Source organism: [Empedobacter] haloabium, assembly GCA_008011715.2.
Lineage (GTDB): Bacteria > Pseudomonadota > Gammaproteobacteria > Burkholderiales > Burkholderiaceae_D > Rugamonas > Rugamonas haloabia.
Window position 1 is genome coordinate 149,652 of record CP136508.1, and the last position, 15,052, is coordinate 164,703.

At 64.3% G+C, this 15,052-nt stretch carries 17 protein-coding genes; 11 read left to right on the forward strand and 6 right to left on the reverse strand.

Annotated elements, in window-relative coordinates; genetic code table 11:
• Positions 1-11: 11 nt before the first annotated feature.
• Complete coding sequence (locus tag E7V67_000600; GenBank protein WUR13638.1) at positions 12-977, forward strand: PfkB family carbohydrate kinase; 966 nt, start codon at positions 12-14, stop codon at positions 975-977.
• Positions 978-1,011: 34 nt separating this feature from the next.
• Here E7V67_000600 and bfr read toward each other — a convergent pair whose 3' ends face one another.
• Positions 1,012-1,491: a bacterioferritin gene (bfr, locus tag E7V67_000605; protein WUR13639.1), complete on the reverse strand. Its 480-nt coding sequence runs from the start codon at positions 1,489-1,491 to the stop codon at positions 1,012-1,014.
• Between the two features lie 140 nt (positions 1,492-1,631).
• On the opposite strand from bfr, the gene E7V67_000610 reads away from it, so the two are divergent.
• Complete coding sequence (locus E7V67_000610) at positions 1,632-2,312, forward strand: Fe2+-dependent dioxygenase (protein WUR13640.1); 681 nt, start codon at positions 1,632-1,634, stop codon at positions 2,310-2,312.
• Between the two features lie 84 nt (positions 2,313-2,396).
• Here the strand turns inward: E7V67_000610 and E7V67_000615 are convergent, their stop codons facing one another.
• Positions 2,397-2,618, reverse strand: coding sequence for a (2Fe-2S)-binding protein (locus tag E7V67_000615; GenBank protein ID WUR13641.1), 222 nt, complete (start codon positions 2,616-2,618; stop codon positions 2,397-2,399).
• A gap of 213 nt (positions 2,619-2,831) precedes the next feature.
• On the opposite strand from E7V67_000615, the gene E7V67_000620 reads away from it, so the two are divergent.
• From E7V67_000620 to E7V67_000630, 3 genes are read left to right on the forward strand one after another with little or no spacing between them, the layout of a single operon-like run.
• Positions 2,832-3,101: a FeoA domain-containing protein gene (locus tag E7V67_000620; protein WUR13642.1), complete on the forward strand. Its 270-nt coding sequence runs from the start codon at positions 2,832-2,834 to the stop codon at positions 3,099-3,101.
• A 4-nt stretch (positions 3,102-3,105) separates the two neighbouring features.
• A complete protein-coding gene (locus E7V67_000625) occupies positions 3,106-4,992 on the forward strand; it encodes a ferrous iron transporter B (protein ID WUR13643.1) in 1,887 nt (628 codons plus the stop codon).
• A 10-nt stretch (positions 4,993-5,002) separates the two neighbouring features.
• Positions 5,003-5,278 (forward strand): DUF6587 family protein, encoded by a 276-nt coding sequence (locus E7V67_000630; protein ID WUR13644.1) that lies wholly within the window; start codon positions 5,003-5,005, stop codon positions 5,276-5,278.
• A 105-nt stretch (positions 5,279-5,383) separates the two neighbouring features.
• On the opposite strand, the gene E7V67_000635 is transcribed toward E7V67_000630, so the two are convergent.
• Positions 5,384-5,734, reverse strand: coding sequence for a hypothetical protein (locus E7V67_000635; protein ID WUR13645.1), 351 nt, complete (start codon positions 5,732-5,734; stop codon positions 5,384-5,386).
• 85 nt (positions 5,735-5,819) lie between these two features.
• Entirely contained in the window at positions 5,820-8,135 is a 2,316-nt protein-coding gene (locus E7V67_000640; protein ID WUR13646.1) for a catecholate siderophore receptor Fiu, read from the reverse strand.
• Positions 8,136-8,307: 172 nt separating this feature from the next.
• Here E7V67_000640 and E7V67_000645 point away from each other — a divergent pair, with 172 nt between their 5' ends.
• From E7V67_000645 to E7V67_000655, 3 genes are read left to right on the forward strand one after another with little or no spacing between them, the layout of a single operon-like run.
• Positions 8,308-8,991 (forward strand): glutathione S-transferase, encoded by a 684-nt coding sequence (locus tag E7V67_000645; protein ID WUR13647.1) that lies wholly within the window; start codon positions 8,308-8,310, stop codon positions 8,989-8,991.
• A gap of 58 nt (positions 8,992-9,049) precedes the next feature.
• Positions 9,050-9,826 (forward strand): 5'-3' exonuclease H3TH domain-containing protein, encoded by a 777-nt coding sequence (locus tag E7V67_000650; protein WUR13648.1) that lies wholly within the window; start codon positions 9,050-9,052, stop codon positions 9,824-9,826.
• Between the two features lie 22 nt (positions 9,827-9,848).
• On the forward strand, positions 9,849-10,292 hold the full coding sequence (locus tag E7V67_000655) for a response regulator (GenBank protein WUR13649.1): 444 nt from the start codon (positions 9,849-9,851) through the stop codon (positions 10,290-10,292).
• On the opposite strand, the gene mnmA is transcribed toward E7V67_000655, so the two are convergent.
• Together mnmA and E7V67_000665 are read right to left on the reverse strand one after the other, a co-directional pair.
• Complete coding sequence (gene mnmA, locus E7V67_000660; GenBank protein ID WUR13650.1) at positions 10,272-11,387, reverse strand: tRNA 2-thiouridine(34) synthase MnmA; 1,116 nt, start codon at positions 11,385-11,387, stop codon at positions 10,272-10,274. The genes E7V67_000655 and mnmA overlap by 21 nt on opposite strands.
• 17 nt (positions 11,388-11,404) lie before the next feature.
• The gene (locus tag E7V67_000665; protein ID WUR13651.1) at positions 11,405-11,884 is read right to left on the reverse strand and encodes an NUDIX hydrolase; all 480 of its coding nucleotides are present in this window, start codon (positions 11,882-11,884) and stop codon (positions 11,405-11,407) included.
• Between the two features lie 254 nt (positions 11,885-12,138).
• On the opposite strand from E7V67_000665, the gene E7V67_000670 reads away from it, so the two are divergent.
• Genes E7V67_000670 through E7V67_000680 form a run of 3 tightly spaced genes read left to right on the forward strand, consistent with a single transcriptional unit; the run spans position 12,139 to position 15,025 of the window.
• Positions 12,139-13,251, forward strand: a complete 1,113-nt coding sequence (locus tag E7V67_000670; protein WUR13652.1) for a Re/Si-specific NAD(P)(+) transhydrogenase subunit alpha — start codon at positions 12,139-12,141, stop codon at positions 13,249-13,251.
• Positions 13,252-13,265: 14 nt separating this feature from the next.
• The gene (locus tag E7V67_000675) at positions 13,266-13,571 is read left to right on the forward strand and encodes a proton-translocating transhydrogenase family protein (GenBank protein WUR13653.1); all 306 of its coding nucleotides are present in this window, start codon (positions 13,266-13,268) and stop codon (positions 13,569-13,571) included.
• A complete protein-coding gene (locus tag E7V67_000680) occupies positions 13,571-15,025 on the forward strand; it encodes an NAD(P)(+) transhydrogenase (Re/Si-specific) subunit beta (protein WUR13654.1) in 1,455 nt (484 codons plus the stop codon). The genes E7V67_000675 and E7V67_000680 overlap by 1 nt, the downstream gene beginning before the upstream one ends.
• The last annotated feature ends 27 nt before the right edge of the window (positions 15,026-15,052 follow it).

A 15,052-nucleotide genomic window follows, 5' to 3' on the forward strand; every position in this document is an offset into this window, starting at 1 on the left:
ACGGGGCGGCCATGGAACACGCGGTAACGGTATTCGGCGAAGCACTGGTGGACGACTTCAGCACGCGCCAGGTCGTCGGCGGCGCGCCGTTCAACCTGGCCCGCCACCTGGCCGGCTTCGGCCTGCCGGTGACGATGATCACCCGCATCGGCGACGATGCCAACGGCCGCCTGATCCGCGACGAATTCGCCCGCTTCGGCGTGCGCGAAGGCGGCTTGCAGATCGGCGCCGGCGAGGCCACCGGCAGCGTCCACGTCGAGGTCGGCGCCGACGGCAGCCACCGTTTCACGATCGTGCCCGACCAGGCCTACGACCATATCGACGGCGCCCAGGCGCTGGCCGCCTGCCAGGCGACCCAACCGTCCATCTTCTGCTTCGGTACGCTGGCCCAGCGCGATCCCCGGTCGCGCGCCGCGCTGCACGCGCTGCTGGAGCAGACCCAGGCCGTACGCTTCCTCGACCTGAACCTGCGCGCCGGCTTCGTCGACGAGGCGATCGTGTTCGACTCGCTGCAGCAGGCCGATATCGTCAAGGTCAACGAGGACGAGCTGCAGCAGCTGTTCAAGTGGTACTGCCATACCTGTCCGGACACGGTCAACATGGAGTGCATCTCCGTCGACACGGAATGCCGCGCGATGATGCACAATTTTTCGCTGTCCGCGCTGGTGGTGACGATGGGCGCGCGCGGCGCGCTGTACCTGTCGGCCGACGGGGCGCACGTGGCCGATCACGGCACCGGCATGCAGGGTACGTTCGTCGATTCGGTAGGGGCGGGCGACGCGTTCAACGCCGTGTTCCTGCTGGGACGGCTGCGCGGCTGGACGATGGAGCAGACACTGGCGCGAGCCAACGCGTTTGCCGCGTCCACCTGCGCTCACGCGGGCGCGGTGCCGCAGGACTTGTCGTGCTATGGGCGCTGGCTGGAGACGTGGCGCCAGTCGGCCACGACCGACGAGTTGTTCGGCGCCCCCGGCTGAAACAAAAAAGGCCGCGCAGTGGCGGCCTTGGCGATCAGTCGTGATCGGTGGACATCTGCGATTGCAGGTAGTTCTGGATGCCGATCTTGCCGATCAGGTCCAGCTGGGTTTCCAGCCAGTCGATGTGTTCCTCGGTGTCCTCCAGGATTTCCAGCAGCAGGTCGCGCGACACGTAGTCGCCCACCTTTTCCGCCTGCGCGATGCCTTCCTTGATCGTCACGTGCGCGCCGCGCTCGAGCTTCAGGTCCGCTTCCAGCATTTCCGGCGTGTTCTCGCCGATCAGCAGCTTGTGCAGGGCCTGCAGGTTGGGCAGGCCGTCCAGCATCAGGATGCGGTCGATCAGCTTGTCGGCATGCTTCATCTCGCCGATCGATTCCTCGTATTCCTTCTTCGCGATCTTGTCGAAGCCCCAGTGGCGGTACATGCGCGCGTGCAGGAAATACTGGTTGATCGCGGTCAGTTCGTTCGTCAGCTGTGCATTCAGCAGACGGATGACGTCTTTATCGCCCTTCATGGCTTACCTTTTTGTTCGTTGTGGTGAGAAGTTCCGCCATTCTGCCACGTCATGTCCCGCAGCAGAAGGGACGCACTGTCGATTGATACTACGAATGAATACCATTATCATTTGTGTCCTTCTTAAAGCAGGTTACGACCATGATGCTGCATATTCCCGGCGTGTTGACGCCAGACCAGGTTCGCCAACTGCGCTCCCGCATGACACCGGAGGCGTGGATCGACGGTCGTGCCAGCGTCGGCACGCAAGGCGCGCAGGTCAAGCGCAACCGCCAGCTGGCCGAAGGCACGCCGCTGGCGCAGGAGCTGGGCAGCGTCATCGTGCGCGCGCTGACGGCCAATCCGCTGTTCTTCGCCGCCGCACTGCCGCTGCGCATCCTGCCGCCGTACTTCAACAGCTATGCCGGCGGTGAGCACTACGGCCTGCACATCGACGGTGCCATCCGCACACCGGCCAACGGTGGTCAGACCCTGCGTGCGGATGTGTCGACCACGGTGTTCCTGAGCGATCCGGAAGAGTACGAGGGCGGCGAGCTGGTGGTGATGGACGCGTACGGCGCGCACGAGGTGAAGCTGCCGGCCGGCGATGCGATCGTGTATCCGTCGTCCAGCGTACACCGTGTCAATCCGGTGACGGCTGGCGAGCGGGTCGCGTCGTTCCTGTGGACCCAGAGCATGGTGCGCGACGACGGACAACGCACGATGTTGTTCGACCTGGACCAGAACATCCAGAAGTTGCGTGCCCAGGTGGGCGACAACGAGGCCACCGTCGGCCTGACGGGGCATTATCACAACCTGCTGCGGATGTGGGCGGAAACGTAAAACGTAAAAAATCCGGGATTGTCCCGGATTTTTCTTACGCAGGCGCATAAAAAAAACCGGTGACTGTCACCGGTTTTTATTTGTTCAGTTCGTCATGGTAGGGCGCCTCAGCACCGTTTCGGTGAGTGGCGCGTCGGCCTTGGCAGCAACGTGCTCGTCCAGCACTTCTACTGCATAGCTCAGGCAATTGCCACAGCAGGTGGCAACGCCCAGCGCTTCGCGCAGCTCGTCCATGGAGCCGATGCCCAGGTCGATGGCCTGGCGGATTTCGCGGTCGGAGATGTTGTTGCAAACGCAAACGATCATGGTGCCATCCTCTGGACAGAAGCGATCTCATCAAGACAGCCGCGTTATCCCGACTGGCCATTCTGCCAATCTTAACGCTTTCTTAATGAGAATCATTATCATTACGGTTCCTATTCTGCCCCAACAAGGCGTACAATGCAAGCGTCTCATGCAAATACAAACCATTCGCATTGCCTTTATAATGAACAGATTGATTTTCCTCAGAGAACTGCCATGACCATCGCCCCTTCCCTGATCAATCTCGACGCACTGGCGGCCGGGAAAAGCGGCACGGTGGTGCATGTGGCACCCGCAGGCGGTGACGGGTCGGACAGCGCCGACCTGGCGCGCCGGCTGATGGAGCTGGGCTTCGTGCCGGGCGAGAAGATTCGCATGCTCAAGCGCGGCATGCCGGGCGGAGAGCCGCTTGCCATCAAGGTCGGCAACGCCACCTTCGCGCTGCGCCGCTATGAGGCGGCGCTGGTCGCGGTCCAGCCGGAATAACGTCATGGGAGTTACGGAAAAAGTGGCGCAGGCCGTCGCGCATGCGCCCATGATCGCCCTGCTGGGCAATCCCAATTGCGGCAAGACCGCGCTGTTCAACCGCCTGACGGGTTCGCGCCAGAAGGTCGCCAACTACGCCGGCGTCACCATCGAGCGCAAGGAAGGCCATTTCACGTCGCCGCAGGGGCACCCGTACCGGGTGCTGGACCTGCCGGGCGCGTACAGCCTGTCGGCGCACACGCCGGACGAGGCGATCACGCGCGATGTCGTCGGCGGCCTGCGCGCCAACGACGGCTCGCCGGACGTCGTCGTCTGCGTGGTCGACGCCACCAACCTGCGCCTGAACCTGCGCCTGGTGCTGGAAATCCAGCGCCTGGGCCTGCCGATGGTGCTGTGCCTGAACATGGTCGACGTGGCGAAAAAGCGCGGCATCGAGATCGACACGGCCAAGCTGGCGCAGGAGCTGCACATGACCGTTGTCGAGACGGTGGCCGTGCAATCGGGCGGTGAGAAGGGCCTGCTGCGCGCGCTGGACGAGATGTGGCCGATCGTGCCGGTCAAGCCGCAACCGCTGGCGGCCATCGACACCGTCTCCGTCGAGGACACGCAGCGCGAAGTGCGCCGCATCCTGGCGGCTGTGACGAAGAATTACCACAACACCGACGAGCTGACGGAGAAGATCGACAACGTCGTGCTGCATCCGGTCGTGGGTCCGGTGATCCTGGCCGTGCTGATGTTCCTGATCTTCCAGGCCGTGTTTACGTGGGCCGCGGTACCGATGGACATGATCTCGGCCGGGGTCGAGGGCGTGGGCCAGATGCTCAGCACCCATATGGCCGAAGGCGTTCTGCGCAGCCTGCTGGTGGAAGGCATCATCGGCGGTGTCGGCATGGTGCTGGTGTTCCTGCCGCAGATCCTGATCCTGTTCTTCTTCATCCTGATCCTGGAAGACTGCGGCTACCTGCCGCGCGCGGCCTTCCTGCTCGACCGGCTGATGGGCGGTGTCGGCTTGTCCGGCCGCGCCTTCATTCCGCTGCTGTCCAGCTTTGCCTGCGCGATTCCCGGCGTGATGGCCGCGCGCACGATCCAGAACCCGCGCGACCGCCTGGTGACGATCATGATCGCGCCGCTGATGACGTGCTCGGCGCGCCTGCCCGTGTATGCGCTGGTGATCGCCGCCTTCATTCCGGAGCGCGAGGTGTGGGGTGTCAGCCTGCAGGGTCTGATCCTGTTCTGCCTGTACTTTGCCGGCATCATCTCGGCGATGGGCGTGGCATGGTTCATGAAGCGCACCACGGGCTCGAAAGCCAAGCAGGCGCTGATGATGGAGCTGCCCAGCTATCACTTCCCGAACCTGCGCAACCTGGCCATCGGCCTGTGGGAGCGCGCCAAGATCTTCCTGATGCGGGTCGGTACGCTGATCCTGACGTTGATGGTGCTGCTGTGGGCCCTGTCCAGCTTCCCCGGCGCCCCGGCCAACGCCACGCATCCGCCGATCTACTACAGCATCGCCGGCATGCTGGGGCGCGCGCTGGAAGTCATCTTCGCGCCGATCGGTTTCGGCTGGGAGATCTGCATCGCCCTGGTACCGGGCATGGCCGCGCGCGAAGTGGCCGTGGGCGCGCTGGGCACCGTGTATGCGCTGTCGCAGACCGGCGACGAGCTGGCCACGTCGCTGACGCCGGTGCTGGCGTCGTCGTGGTCGCTGGCGACGGCGCTGTCGCTGCTGGCCTGGTACGTGTTCGCGCCGCAGTGCCTGTCGACCTTGTCGGTGGTGCGCCGCGAAACCGGCCATGCCAGGTACGCGTTCATGATGGCCGGCTACATGTTCGCGCTGGCCTACGCCGCCTCGTTCATCACGTATCACGTCGCCCGCTCGCTCGGGGCTTGAGGAGTACGCCATGTGGCAGGAAGTGATCGTCGGAGTCATCGTCGCAGCCTGCGCCTTCCACGCAGCCACGAAATACCTGCCGGCCGCGTGGCGGCGCCAGATTGTCTACACGCTGTCGAAGCGCGGCTTCGACCAGGACAAGCTGGCCAGGCTGTTCAAGACCCAGGCCAGCTGCGGCGACGGTTGCGGCAGCTGCGGCTCCTGCGAGACGCCGGCGGCCGCGCCGGATGCGCCGAAGGATACCGGGGTGACGCGGCGGGTGATTACGTTGCGCGTGCAGCGCTAACGACCGGATCCGCCAAGGACTCCACGCCAGGGACAGGCACCGATGTTCGAGCGCTGGCGCTCGAACATCGGTGCCTGTCCCTTTGGGTTTCAATGAACGCAGGTACTACGTCACCAACCCCTCCACCGCCAGCGCCACCATCATCACGCCCGCCATCCACGCGGCAGCCGACGGCACGACGACCCACGCCAGCATCAACAGCAAGCCCACGACGATTGAGCCCTTCAGCAAGCTGACCGTGCGCACGCCGAACAGGCGGTCCTGTTCCGGGAGCCCGGCAAAGCGCCAGTCGAACAGCAACATGCCGACGCTGGTCGTCAGGTGCAGCAGCAGCGCGCCAATTGACAGTTCCAATGGTTTTACGCCTGGCCAAGCGGCCAGTGCGGCCATCAGCATGACGACGAGCAGCAGCTCGCCGCCGTACAGCGCCAGCCGGTTGCGGGTTCGTGTTTTCATCCGGCCATGATACAAAAAAAACGCCACCGCAAGCGGTGGCGCAAACTGAAGGAGACTTGCGTCTCTGGGAGGGTTTGTTACTCGTTTAGAAGCGGAAGGTCGCCGTCACGCTGGCCGAGCGGGGCTGGCCCGGCGTGTAGCGGTAGCCGCTCTTGTTGATCGCTGCGACGTAGTCCTTGTCCGCCAGGTTGTAGACGTTCAGGCGCAGGTCGATGTTCTTGTTGATCGCGTATTCGGCCATTGCGTCGGCGACCCAGTAGCCTTCGGCGTAGGCCGGGGTGCCCACCGCGCCGTCGGAACCGCGCAGCAGCTTGCCCTGGTAGCGCGCGCCGCCGCCGATCTTCAGGCCGAACGGCAGCGTGTACGACGTCCAGCTGGTGAACGCGTCCTTCGGCGTGTACGACAGCTGGTTGATACCCGATGCCGTAACGACCTTGCCGTTCTCGACTTCGGTCTTCATATGCGTGTAGCCCGCGCTGACCAGCCAGTTCTTCGCCACTTCGCCCGTCACGCTGATCTCGACGCCTTTGACGTTCTTCTTGCCGGTCTGGTAGTACTTGGTGCTGTCGGTCGGGTCCTGCTCGATCTCGTTACGCACCGTGGTGTCGTAGATTGCGCCATTGACGGCCAGCTTGCCCTTCATGAACTCCCACTTGGTGCCGATTTCCTTGGTGGTCGTCTTCTGCGGGTCGTAGCTCGGGTTCTGCGCGCTGTTGGCCGAGGCGGACAGGCTGAACGCGTTGCCACCCGGCGGCTGCTGCGACGTGGCCACGGTGGCGTAGACGCTGCTGTCCGGCGTCGGCTTGAACAGCAGCGACAGCTTGCCGTTGACCAGCGTGTCCTTCGACGTCAGCGACGTCGGGTTCAAGCTCGTCGTGGTCTTGCCGTCCTTCGTGGTGGTGACCAGCGTGGTGCCGAAGTAGTCCGTGTTGTAGTGGTCCGCGCGCACGCCGGCGTGCACCATCCAGCGCTCGTCCAGCTTGATCGTATCGAACACGTACAGCGCCTGCGTGTCGGTCGAGCCGCTGCTGCCGGCACCGCTGCGCACCGGGTTCAGGTCGCCCGGCAGGATGGCTGGATTCGGGTAGTACAGCTGCGTCTTGGCGAGGGTGCCCAGGTTCGCGTAGCCGACCGTCGTCTGCTTTTCGTTGATGAATTCCAGGCCGGCCACCATCGTGTGCTTCAGCGTGCCGGTATCGAATTCGGCCGTCAGCACCGTCTGGTTGGTCAGGATCTTGTTGTCCTGGTCCTTGACCGTGCGGTTGGTGCGGTTCAGCGTCCACGTGGCCGGATCGGCCGGGTTCGGCGTGTCCAAGTTCGCGGCCGAGCCCATGAAGGCGGTCAGCAGGTAGTCCTGCTTCGTCTTGCCGTAGCGGGCCGTGTTCTGCAGCTTCAGGGTCGGCGAGAAATCATGCTCGATGCGCACGGTGGCCATGTCGGCCGTCACGTCGTCGTGATCGGTCAGCACGCCGTAGAAACCGCGTGGGTCGACCATCGGCGCGTTGTTCAGGAACTCGCGGCGCTTGGCCGGGTCCTTTTCCGTGCTGCTCGGGCTCGTGTAGCCCGGCAGGCCGATGGTCGGCACGCCGCCATCGGGAATATTGTTCTGCTTGACGTGCAGGTAGGACAGGTGCAGACGGGTCTTGCCGTTCAGGCCGAAGGCCAAGGTCGGCGCCACGCCCCAACGCTTGTTCTCGACCACGTCACGGGCCGGGTTGCCGTTGTCCTGGGCGACCAGGTTCAGGCGGAAGGCCGTGCCGCTTTCTTCGTTCAACACGCGGTTCAGGTCCGCGGTGGCGCGCTTCTGGCGGCCGCTGCCGAACTTGACGCTGGCCGACTGCGCGTCGCGCAGTTGCGCCTGCTTGGACATCATGTTGACCGAGCCGGTCGGGTTGCCACGGCCGCTGTCGGTGCCGGCCGGGCCTTTCAGCACGTCGATCTGCTCAACGTTGAAGACGTCGCGCGAGATCGAACCCATGTCGCGCACGCCGTCCACGTAGATGCTGGACGACGAGTCGAAGCCGCGCATGAAGATGGCGTCGCCGGTGTTGGTATTGCCGTTCTCGCCCAGGAAGAAGGCGCCCACGCCAGGGGTGTTGCGCAGTGCTTCGGTCAGCGTCTGCGCGCCTTGCTGCTCGATCAATTCCTTGGTGATGACGGTGATCGTCTGCGGCGTGTTGACCAGCACTTCGGTGTACTTCATCGAGCCGGCACGGTCGGCCTTGAACTCGTTGCCCTTGGTGCCACCCACCACCACCTCCTGGATCGGTGGCGCGGTCGTATCATCGGCCGCCGGGGTGCCGTCGCCTGCCTGTGCCGCGACGGGCAGCAGCAGGGTTGCCAGCACGGTGCTCATCTGCAGACGGGACGGGGCCAGCTTGCGGCTCTTGATATGTGCCATTCTCTTGCTCTCTTCCAAGGTAAATTTTTGTAAAGACGCCGATCATAGCAATCTGCAACCTTAAAGTAAATAAGAATTGTTATCATTTGCATTCGCTGTGATGAGCTTGCGACACCGGACATAGGGGTGGGAATGTTAAGCTTGGGTTTTACCGACTCGCCAAGGAGCGTGCATGATCGTCGTCCACCACCTGAACAACTCCCGTTCGCAGCGGGTCTTATGGCTGCTGGAAGAACTGGGCCTGCCCTACGAGGTCGTGCGTTACCAGCGCGACGCGAAAACCATGCTGGCGCCGCCCGCGTTGCGCGCGGTGCACCCGCTCGGCAAGTCGCCCGTGATCGTGGACGGCGACTGCACCGTGGCGGAATCCGGCGCGATCATCGAATACTTGCTGGACAAGTACGACGGCCAGGATGGCCGCGCGCCACTGGTGCCGCCACGTGGCACGCCGGAAAAGCGCCGCTGGACGTATTTCCTGCATTACGCGGAAGGCTCGATGATGGCGCCGCTGCTGATGAAGCTGATTTTCGACCGGGTCGAGAATGGCCCGGCGCCGTTCTTCGTCAAGCCGATCGCACGCGGTATCGCGCAGAAGGTCAAGGGCAGCTATATCGAACCGCAGATCAACCAGCACCTGGCCTACCTGGAAAAGGAACTGGGCCAGCACCAGTGGTTTGCCGGCGACAGTTTCAGCGCGGCCGATATCCAGATGAGCTTCCCGCTGGAGGCAGCCGCCGCCCGTGGCGGGCTCGATACGCGCTTCCCGAAACTGAAGGCCTTCCTCGACCGCATCCACGCGCGGCCTGCCTACCAGCGCGCGCTGGAGCAGGGCGGCCCCTACGAGTTGCTTCGATGAAATAGGGCAGGCGGGGCCGCTGCGGTAGAATGGCGGCCATCAACCACCACCGTTTGTCATGGGTAGACTGCTTGCCATCGACGGCCTGAACATCGTGCGGCGCGTGTACGAGGCCAGCCCCGAGCCCGATTCCGACCTGAAGGCGGAGATCGCGCTGCGTCACGCGCTGAACTCCTTCCGCACGCTGATCAACGGCCACGAGCCCACGCACGTGCTGCCCGCCTTCGATTTCGGCGGCAGCACTTGGCGCCATGCGCTGTATGGCGGCTACCGCGAAGGCAGGGCGCCGATGCCGGCGCCGCTGCGCGCCGCGCTGCCCGGCTTTTACGGTACGCTGGAGAAGCTCGGGCTGCGGCCGGTCTCGCTGCCCGAGGTGGAGGCCGATGACGTCATCGGTACCGTCGTCATGCGCTGGCTGAACGAGAACCGGGGCGAGGCGGTGGTCGCCAGCACCGACAAGGATCTGCATTGCCTGATCGCCCATGGCGCGCGGGTGTGGGATCACTTCAAGAGCGAATGGCATGACCACGCCTGGGTCGAGAACAAGTGGGGCGTGCCGCCGGCGCAGCTGCCGGACCTGCTGGCGCTGATGGGCGACGCGACCGACAGCGTGCCGGGCGTGTCGAAGGTCGGCTTGAAGACGGCGGCGAAGCTGCTGCGCACCTACGGCACGCTGGACGGCATCATGGCCGGCGCCGGCATCCTCAAGGACACGGTCGGCGAGGCGCTACGCAAGGAGCGGGAGATGTTGTATCTTTCCCGTCAGCTGGTGCAGCTGAAAACCGACGTGCGGGTGGGCGTCAGCTGGAATATGCTGGTGTGGGACCGGGGCTGACCGAACAACAGGAACTGAACAAATGCTCAAGGCAGTGATTATCGACAGCAGCGCGGTGGCGCGCGGCCTGCTCCAAACGGTGCTGCAGGACGGCAGCTACGACGTGGTGGGCCAGGCGCACACGTGTGCCTCGGCCGCCGTCCTGCTGCTCAAGCACAATCCACAGCTCATCTGCATTGCGCGCGACGTGCTGGAAGCGGACGTCAAGGGCGCCGAGGAGATGCGCCGCAATTATCCGAAGTCGCTGATGTTCATGGTGTCCAGCGAATTCGACGCGGCAACCGTGCAGAAGGCCCATGCGATGGGCATCAACGGCTTCATCGTCAAGCCGTTCAATGCGGACACGGTGCTGAAAACCATCCGCAACACCGTCATCGCCATGGTGAACCGGCAGAGGAAAGCCCTGGCGGACGCGCAGGCGGCGCAGAATCCCCCTGCGGCGCCGTCAGCCGGCGACGAAGCCTGAGCCGGCGATGATGCCGCCGCCCAGGCACACGTCGCCGTCGTACAGCACGGCCGACTGGCCTGGCGTGACCGCCCACTGGGCCTCCACGAAATCGAGCGCGAAGTCTTTCTCGCCCTGCGGCGCCACGTCGCAGGGCACGTCGGCCTGGCGGTAGCGCGTCTTGGCCGCGATGCGGCCGGCCTCCGGCGGCACGCCGGCGATCCAGCTGGCCTGGTCGGCCGCCAGCGTGGACGACAGCAGCCACGGATGGTCGTGGCCCTGCACCACCCACAGCGTATTGTTGGCCACGTCCTTGCGCGCCACGTACCAGGCGTCGCTGCTGCCGTCGGCGTTCTGGTAGGTTTTTACCCCGCCGATACCGATGCCCTTGCGCTGGCCCAGCGTATAGAACGACAGGCCCACGTGTTCGCCCACCACCTTGCCGTCCGGCGTCTTCATCGGGCCCGGTTTATAGGACAGGTAGCGGTTCAGGAATTCGCGGAACGGCCGCTCGCCGATGAAGCAGATGCCGGTGGAGTCCTTCTTGGCCGCATTCGGCAGCTTCAGCTGCTCGGCGATGCGGCGCACTTCCGTCTTCGGGATCTCGCCCAGCGGGAACAGCGTCTTCGACAACTGCGCCTGGTTCAGGCGGTGCAGGAAGTAGCTCTGGTCCTTGGTGTGGTCGAGCGCCTTGAGCAGCTCGAAGCGGCCGTTGGCCTCGTTCTGGCGCACGCGCGCGTAGTGGCCCGTCGCGATCAGGTCCGCGCCCAGGTGCATCGCGTGGTCCAGGAAGGCCTTGAACTTGATCTCGGCGTTGCACAGCACGTCCGGATTGGGGGTGCGGCCGGCCTGGTACTCGCGCAGGAACTCGGCGAACACGCGGTCCTTGTATTCGGCGGCGAAGTTGACGGCTTCGATGTCCACGCCGATGACGTCCGCCACGCTGGCCGCGTCGATCCAGTCCTGCCGGGTGGAGCAGTATTCGGAATCGTCGTCGTCTTCCCAGTTTTTCATGAACAGGCCGATGACTTCATAGCCCTGTTCCTTCAACAGCCATGCCGAGACCGAGGAGTCCACGCCGCCGGACATGCCGATCACGACTTTTTTCTTGCTCATTTCAATTCCAGTAAAGACTAAAGTTCCTCGTACACGGAGGAATGGGTGTGCAGGATTTCCAGCGGCGCGCGCTTGCCGGCCAGGTATTCGTCGACGCAGGTCAGCAGCAAAGGGCTGCGATGACGCTCGCGGCACGCGGCGATTTCGTCGCGTGTAAGCCACAGTGTGCGCAGGATGCCTTCGTCCAGTGGGCGGTCCAGTTCGCGGCCGACGGTGCCGCAGAACGCGAAACGCAGGTACGTGACCAGCTCGCCGGTACGCGCGGAGCGGTAGCGCGACATGTACATGCCCACCAGCGCCGTCGGCGTGAACTCGTGCGCCGTTTCCTCCAGCGTCTCGCGGATCACCGCTTCCTCCAGCGATTCGTGCGGGTCGAGGTGCCCGGCGGGCTGGTTCAGGCGGATGCCGTCGCTGGTTTCTTCTTCGATCAGCAGGAACTTGCCGTCGCGCTCGATGACGGCGGCAACGGTCACATTGGGTTTCCAGGTACGCGGCATGTAGTCATCCTTGAAAGAGCCGGTATTTTAGCGTGTTCCGCGTTTCAACATGTGACCGGTCCGTGACGCCGGGAGTGCCTAGTGGAAACCCCCTAGAAGTTGTCATCCCAAAAAGATTAACAGCAAACTATTCCGTGTTAGATTGCTGAGAGGGAGCGCCGCATCACCGCAACGAGCGGCATTACCCATGGCAGCAGCCATGGCGCTTGCAGCGTCTGCGGGTTCCACCAGTTTTTCACCAATCTGGAGGCACCATGAGAATAGGCATTCCGGCCGAGACACGGCCGGGGGAGACCCGGGTGGCAGCAACGCCCGAGACCGTCAAGAAGCTCGCAGCAAAACACCAGATCCTCGTGCAAAGCGGGGCGGGGTCACAAGCCTCGATTACCGATGAAGCGTTTCAAGCAGCCGGCGCGACCATCGTCGGCGCCACCGAAGCGCTGTGTGCGGACATCGTATTGAAAGTCAGGGCGCCGAACGACGCCGAACGTGCGCAGATGCGCCAGGGAGCTGTCCTGATCGGCATGCTCAATCCATTCGACGCCGACAATATCGCGCGCATGGCCGCCAGCGGCCTGTCCGCCTTTGCGCTGGAGGCGGTGCCGCGCATTACGCGCGCCCAATCGATGGACGTGCTGTCGTCGCAGGCCAATATCGCGGGCTACAAGGCCGTGATGGTGGCCGCCAATACCTATCAGCGCTTCATGCCGATGCTGATGACGGCTGCCGGCACGGTGAAAGCCGCGCGCGTGCTGATCATGGGTGTCGGCGTGGCCGGCCTGCAGGCCATCGCCACGGCCAAGCGCCTGGGCGCCGTGATCGAGGCGTCCGACGTGCGTCCGCCCGTCAAGGAACAAGTCGAGTCGCTCGGCGCCAAGTTCATCGACGTGCCGTTCCTGACCGACGAGGAAAAGGAAATCGCCCAGGGCGTGGGCGGCTACGCGCGGCCGATGCCAGCCGACTGGATGCGCCGCCAGGCCGAACTGGTGCACGAGCGTGCCAAGCTGGCCGACATCGTCATCACCACCGCGCTGATTCCGGGCCGCCCGGCGCCGGTGCTGATCGGCGAAGAGACGGTGAAGGCGATGAAGCCCGGCTCCGTCATCGTCGACCTGGCGGTGGAGCAGGGCGGCAACTGCCCGCTGTCCGAGCTGGGCAAGACCGTGGTGAAGCACGGCGTGCACATCGTCGGCGAACCGAACCTGGCCTGCCAGGTGGCGGCGGACGCCTCCGCGCTGTATGCCCGCAACGTGCTCGATTTCCTCAAGCTGATCATCGACAAGGAAGACCAGCTGAAGATCGACCGCGAGGACGAGATCCTCAAGGCCACCCTCGTCAGCCACGCCGGCGACGTGCTGCGCAAATAAGGAGACCGCACAAAATGGAAGTCAGCCACACCATCATCAACCTGATCATCTTTGTCCTGGCAATCTACGTGGGCTACCACGTGGTCTGGAACGTCACGCCGGCGCTGCACACACCGCTGATGGCCGTCACCAATGCCGTCTCCGCCATCATCATCGTCGGCGCCATGCTGGCGGCCGGGCTGACGGAAGGCGTCATCGGCCAGGTCGCCGGCACCGTCGCCGTCGCGCTGGCGGCCGTGAATGTCTTCGGCGGATTCCTCGTCACGCAGCGCATGCTCGAGATGTTCCGCAAGAAGGACAAGAAAGAGGGAGGCAAATAATGGCCTTCATCTCCATGAACCTGGTGACGATGCTGTACCTGGTCGCCTCGGTGTGCTTCATCCAGGCGCTGAAAGGCCTGTCGTCGCCCGCCACGGCACGCCGTGGCAATGCGTTCGGCATGACCGGCATGGCCATCGCCTTCGTCACCACCCTCGCGCTGATCCTGAAGCTGAAGGCGGAAGCGACCGGCATGGGCATCGGCCTGGGGCTGGTGGCGCTGGGCGTCGTGGTCGGTGGCGCCATCGGCGCGTATCTCGCCAAGACCGTCGAGATGACGAAGATGCCGGAGCTGGTCGCGGCGATGCACTCGCTGATCGGTCTCGCGGCCGTCTGCATCGCGGTCGCCGCCGTGTCCGAGCCGCACGCGTTCAACATCGCCGCGCCCGGCGAGCCGCTGCCGCTGGGGAATCGCATCGAGCTGTTCATCGGTACCTTCGTCGGCGCCATCACGTTCAGCGGCTCCGTCATCGCGTTCGGCAAGCTGGCCGGCAAATACAAGTTCCGCCTGTTCCAGGGCGCGCCCGTCGTGTTCCAGGGCCAGCACATGCTGAACCTGGTGCTGGCGCTGGTCATGATCGGCCTTGGGCTGGCATTCGTGTTTGCCGGCGGTGTCGAGCCGGCCTGGACGCCCTTTGTCCTGATGACGGCCATCGCCTTCGTGCTGGGGGTCCTGATCATCATCCCGATCGGCGGCGCCGACATGCCGGTGGTCGTCTCGATGCTGAACAGCTATTCGGGCTGGGCCGCGGCAGGCATCGGCTTTTCGCTGAACAACTCGATGCTGATCATCGCCGGCTCGCTGGTGGGCTCCTCCGGCGCGATCCTGTCGTACATCATGTGCAAGGCGATGAACCGCTCGTTCTTCAACGTCATCCTGGGCGGCTTCGGCGGCGACGCGGCAGCGGCCAGCACGGGTGGCGCGGCGCCGCAGCGGCCTGTGAAATCCGGTTCGGCGGACGATGCCGCTTTCCTGATGAGCAACGCGGAAACCGTCATCATCGTGCCGGGCTACGGCCTGGCGGTGGCGCGGGCGCAGCATGCGCTCAAGGAGCTGGTCGAGAAGCTGACGGAGCACGGCGTCACCGTCAAGTATGCGATCCACCCGGTGGCGGGGCGCATGCCGGGCCATATGAACGTGCTGCTGGCCGAAGCCGAGGTGCCCTATGACCAGGTGTTCGAAATGGAGGACGTCAACGGCGACTTCGGCCAGGCCGACGTGGCGCTGATTCTGGGCGCCAACGACGTCGTCAACCCGGCCGCCAAGGACCCGAAATCGCCAATCGCCGGCATGCCGATCCTGGAGGCGTACAAGGCCAAGACAGTGATCGTGAACAAGCGCTCGATGGCGTCCGGCTATGCCGGCCTGGACAATGAGCTGTTCTACATGGACAAGACCATGATGGTGTTTGGCGACGCCAAGAAGATCATCGAGGAGATGGTCAAGGCGGTGTAACGTGTCGCAAGCAAGCTGCCTGGCACG